Below are 5,615 nucleotides of genomic sequence, written 5' to 3' on the forward strand. Positions count from 1 at the left end.
CCTCGGTCTTGCCGTCTGTTGTGCAGGTGGCAGGGATCGCCTTGTCAGTTACTGACTTATGCCCAGTCTTTGCAATGGTCTGTGTTTCTGTTTTTCCGCAAACTGTACATTTTCGACTTTTCGTACCTACTTGAGTGCAAGTTGCATTTTTTGTGGTAGTCCATGTCGAAAACTTGTGAACACCTATATCATTAGTATTAACTTTTTCTATTGAAAATTTTTGAGGATTCCAGTTAAACCCTGCTCCCCATACTTCAAGATTTGATGTCTTGTTGCTAAGATCCAAAGCCAAATCCGCACATACTGGTTTAAAATAATATGATTTATTTATATAATAGATGTAAAACTTTTGCGCATTAGTATCCCAACTTGAATTCATTTGAACATTTGTACCTGAGCCAGATGTAGCATAGTCCTTGACATCCATAGCACCATTATCATATGCGCTTATCAATTTATAACTATTATCGCTCTGCCTTACAAATTTCCAAATCTGTTGTTTGGAACAATTCAATGTTGTTCCATTTACATTTCCATTTGAGTTTGTAATATATTTGTTAGCAGCATTATTCTTTATTCGTGCATAAAAATCTGTACCAACATTTTGTTTTTGACCGACATAAAAATATGTACGTTTAGTATCTACCGAACCAGAGCCATTCCAAATTGTAAAATAAGCACTGAAATATCCTTTTCCAAGAGACTTCGTTGAAATTTTATAGCTATTCCCACAATTCGATGTAACAACTCTCTTAACAGGATTTAAATTCTCATCAAGATAGTCAATTCCAATTGTTTGACCCTTTGTACAACTTGCTTTTATGTATATATCAATTGATTCATTGCTATCATAATCATAAAAACCCTTTGAACACCAAACATCAGAATAAGACGGGGCTTTAACTACCTCAAAATCACAAGCTGATGAATCTGTTGTTCCAGCACTATTTGTCGCAGAAATCCAAGCGTGGTATTTGCCATATCCCCATTTATTTGCTGCAAAACTATATGCACCATTTAATGATATGCAATCAATAATACGTTTTCCATCTTTTTCAACACTCATAACATACGATGTAGCCCCATTTGACGAGGGAGTTAGGGTAATTGTGTCTTTAAGATCATACCAATACTGATTTTTTGAAAGTATAACATTTGTAGGTTTTGAACTAGTTGCACCTAACGAATCAGCATATCTCAGTATCGTGTAACTGCTGTTATTTGAAGTAAAAGCGTCACGAGAAATAGTTGTTCTTTTAAGTTCAGGCGGTGTTTCCTCTGTCAGTTCAATTCTAATTACTTTTCCATTACTATCTCTAACCACATCTGTAATTAACTTTACATGATCAGATTTGTTGATAGCATCTCCAACTTGTATACTATCCACTGTAGAATTACTAACTTTTCCAAGTGATTTACTTACTGAAGGTAATGAATTAGTAGTATGTCTTGTTGACAATCCCCAGCAATATGAAACAAATGTAGAGCAGTCCATGGCATAATAATTGCAATTTGTTGAACCATAAGTCGCCCTATTGGTATAAAACTTATTACTTGATGATTTTGTAGCATTGATAAATGCCTCTGGAGTAATGCCATATCCAATAAAAACTCCATTATTCACTGGCATACCATATGGTATTCTATATACTCCACCTTTTGAATAATACTTGGTAACTGTTCCTTTAGAATTGATATAACCATTAAAATTAGCCTGTGATGACCATGTCAGATTATATAAATAATCTGCTTTGCTCACTATCTCGGTTGCGCTTGATTTGCTTGCACTCACCGACATAGTTGGCATAACGACCATTAAACTAACGATCATAAGCAAACTGGTAAACAAACTTGCTATTCGTTTCTTCATAAGAATACCCCCTAAAAAAATCAAGTTTATACCAATATAATACTACTAAATTGTTTTGATGTCAATACATATTCAGACAAAATTAAAAATAATTTTGTCTGAATATGTTATAATATTTGCATTCAAAGTATTTAGTCAGTTTGATATCAGTTATTGTTTATTTTATAATAAATCACGCAACTTATATTGACAAATTATGTAGAACGTGCTATAATATTAGCCAATATTAGTATGTAATCCTATAAAAAATCATATTGTATTATTATTTGGAAGAAGGACGCATTTATGGCAGAAGCTGTTATAACAAAAGCTGTAAGTTCTGCGGCGATCTTTTTAGTCAACATATTTATCCCTCTTTACTATGATCTTTACCCCGACCCTATGTGTATATTATACTACTTTTTTTGCCTGATTTCAAGTAAAAAGCTCCGCCACAGCAAAATGCCATGGCGGAGTTTTTAGGACTTTTGGGAGAAATTACTTGTTGCCTGTTGTCTTGTAAGCGTCGATCATCTTCTTGCTGGTGAGTCCAGAACGCCGAGCATATCTTTCTCCGTTCCTAATGTATGTCATCGGCTCTGATTCACCTGTCAGAAGTTTAATTTCCAGTTTCATTGTGTTCTTATTTATTGGAACTACACTTATACGGTCTATGACTGCCTTTGCCATTTCGTCGACTTGTTCCTTGTTCATTGGTAGGCTAGGATCATACATTTCACGGAAGTATTTTTCAATCCGCTTTATAGCTTTAACATAGCTGTCATCACTTTCACTTTTCTTCTCTATAAAGGCTATCTGATCTTCAATTTCTTTTATCAGTTCGCCGCTCTCAGCGTTACGCTTTGTAAATTCAGACTTTGTGATAAGCTCCTCCATATAAAGCTCCAGCAGTTTATCACGCTTTTTATTTTCCTTTTCCAGTGTTGCTTTCAGGCCGCTTACCTGCCGCATTGCCTCGGCAGAGCGGTCTGATTCTTTGTATATACGTAGGAATGTTTCAACATAATCCTCGAGGTTTTCAACAATATCTTTGAAAAATCCAGATAGTATTTTATAAAGTTCTGATTCCATTATTGCAAATGAAGCACAGCTTTTTGCACCTTCTTTCTTTTTTTCTGAGCATATCCATTGATATATTGGCTGACCTTTTGATACGCTGTTTGAGTAACTTGTCCTCCAATATGGCTTGTCGTGAGCTGCACACCATATCTTACCGGTGAAGACACTTGTGTCTTTAAATGAGTGTTTACGGCTTTTTATGGCAGCACTTCTTGTTTCAAATATTCTGTTGCACTTGTTCCATATTTCCTCAGATACTATGGCAGGTACGACTTCGCCTGTTTCGTCTTTGTACATCACCCATTCTTCTTTGGGTAAAAAACGCTGTTCTTTTGTGCGGTAGTCAACTATTCTTACTTTGTTACCACAGTAAAATCCTTTATATTTTGGGTTTTGTATAATGCCTGAAACGGTGTTGTGATGTATCCTTGTACCATTGCGTCCACGGTAGCCCTTATCATATAGTATTCGTTCTATCTTTCTGACGCTCATATCACCAGTAGAGTAAAGGTCAAATATCATTCTTACCATTTCTGCTTCAGGTTCGTTTATGACAAGTTTACAGTCATCTTTATCATAGCCGAATATACGATTGTTGCCCATAACATTTCCGCTTTCTATTGAACGCTTGTGACCCCAGCGAACACGTTCAGAAAGCTTCCTGACTTCATCAGCGGCGATGCTTGACATTATAGTAAGACGCATTTCGCTGTCAGAATCAATGGTACAAATGTTATCATTTTGGAAGAAGACCCCTACCCCTGCTCGGAGAAGATCACGGGTATAGGTAAGGCTGTCGATAGTATTTCTTGCGAAACGGCTGACTTCTTTTGTAAGTACAAGGTCAAACCTTCCTGCTTTTCCATCTTCGATCATTCTCATAAATTCAGCACGGTTTTCAGCGTGTTCTCCTCTGACCCTGTCAACATACCCCTCAATGTAATTCCAATTTGGGTTTGACTTTATTATCTCTGTAAAGAAGTTTATCTGATTTTCAATAGAGTTTTCCTGTTCATCACGGGTCGTTGATACTCGTGCATAAAATGTAACATTGATTTCAAGATCAAAAATTGTTTTCCGCTCACGTTTCATAAGGTCAGCGGCTGCATAAATATCCATTAAAATTCTCCTTTCGTCAAAGCCTTGACTGATTGTTTTGACTTTGATTTTGTTTAGTTAATATGATTATACCATGCCGACAGCACAGGGTCAATGGCACGGAATAACTTACCTGTGGCAATATGTAGCAATGCCTTTCGGCACTGCATTTGCGGTCATGCCGCCAGTCTTTCGATCATCATTATCATTCTGTTGTACTTTTTGATGTCAATCTCGCCACTATTAAGTAGTAATTTTGTCCAGGCGGCTAAAGTTTTTTTCTTCATTTCCAATTTGTAATTAGGGTTTCCTGTTTTTTTAGTCAATAAACATCTCTCCTTTTAAGTATTATTTTTCACGCAAAAGATAGAATTATCCATTCTTACTGCATTATTATTCAAGCTAATGATATCACAAAAATCAAGAAAACGTAATCATCAACTGCAATAAATATGGGCTGTATATTTGTTGCATTATTAATATATTTTTTATATAGCTTAATTTTTAACGTTTAAACGTTTAGAAGTATCCTCTTTCTTGTCGTTTTCGCTTAGTTGATCTAGTGACTCCTATCGTAAAGCTCGTATTCACGCCATTTTTGCGTGACTTCTGCAACTTGTGACTCCTATTTTTCTTTGCAAGTCACACTTTGACTCCATAAGCTGACCGCTGAAATTATACACAAATTTCTCTTCAAACTGCGTGTTTACGAAACTTTGGCGGTCAGCTTTGCTGTCCGCTGTGAGCGGGTCGGCGGCTTATGACGCCTGCCCTTTAACCTGCAATGAATTATAGCACTTTGTTGGCTACACCTCAAACTGCTGATTTGTGCAAAGTACATAATTGCTTAAATCAAATATTTCAATGGACAATTTGATTTGCTTTTTCTGTCGCCCACAGCGGCTCAAAAATCGCTTGTGTGTGGTTTTAGCATTATGGGTGGGGTAATGATACCTTAACTTACTTTAGCCCAAAGCTGAGTAATTTTTGGACTTCTTATCTGTTATTATGATAATATAATGAATAGAACTTTCAAACGTATGCTGCTTTCTACTGGTTAAGTCTTAATATATTCTGCGTTTCAAGAACCGTAAAATATATACTTCTCTTTCTGTTATAAAGTATAACTTAGTTGTAATCCTTAAAGGTATAGCATATTGACACAGACCCTATAGCATTTGATTCGCAACAGGACGGATTCTTATTATAAAGTTTGGCGGCCTTCTCTCCTGTAACATATTTATCATTTTGTAACTGAACAAGAGCGGCTTTAATATAATATGTTATGACATTTGTATATTTGCACAATTAGAAACATTTTACGTCTTACACTAGTATAGGGGAAGTAATTAATGCTTTAACAACTACTTTTATAAAAAGTCTTTTGACTTTTGTATTGTTGTACAGAATTAGTGAATTAACATATGTTTTATTTGTTTTTTATAATTTATTTTAATGAAAAATAAACGTATAATAGTTTTTTTCTATAAAAACATAAGTATCTTTTTCACTTTATTATAATGACTTTATAAATATTAATTATTTGTAGGTTTGTCAATCATATTGGACACTATTATTAAGAAATTCG

3 protein-coding genes are annotated in these 5,615 nt (G+C 35.2%); all 3 read right to left on the reverse strand.

What is annotated here, in order from left to right:
- A partial coding sequence (locus DW015_RS13070; protein WP_181979938.1) for an RICIN domain-containing protein occupies nt 1-1,870 on the reverse strand: 1,870 nt, incomplete at its 3' end.
- A 477-nt stretch (nt 1,871-2,347) separates the two neighbouring features.
- Entirely contained in the window at nt 2,348-4,048 is a 1,701-nt protein-coding gene (locus tag DW015_RS13075) for a recombinase family protein (RefSeq protein ID WP_117905947.1), read from the reverse strand.
- 155 nt (nt 4,049-4,203) lie between these two features.
- Nucleotides 4,204-4,353 (reverse strand): hypothetical protein, encoded by a 150-nt coding sequence (locus DW015_RS13535; protein ID WP_181979939.1) that lies wholly within the window; start codon nt 4,351-4,353, stop codon nt 4,204-4,206.
- Nucleotides 4,354-5,615 lie beyond the last annotated feature (1,262 nt).

Source organism: Ruminococcus sp. AF37-20 (genome assembly GCF_003460465.1).
Taxonomy (GTDB): domain Bacteria; phylum Bacillota; class Clostridia; order Oscillospirales; family Ruminococcaceae; genus Hominimerdicola; species Hominimerdicola aceti.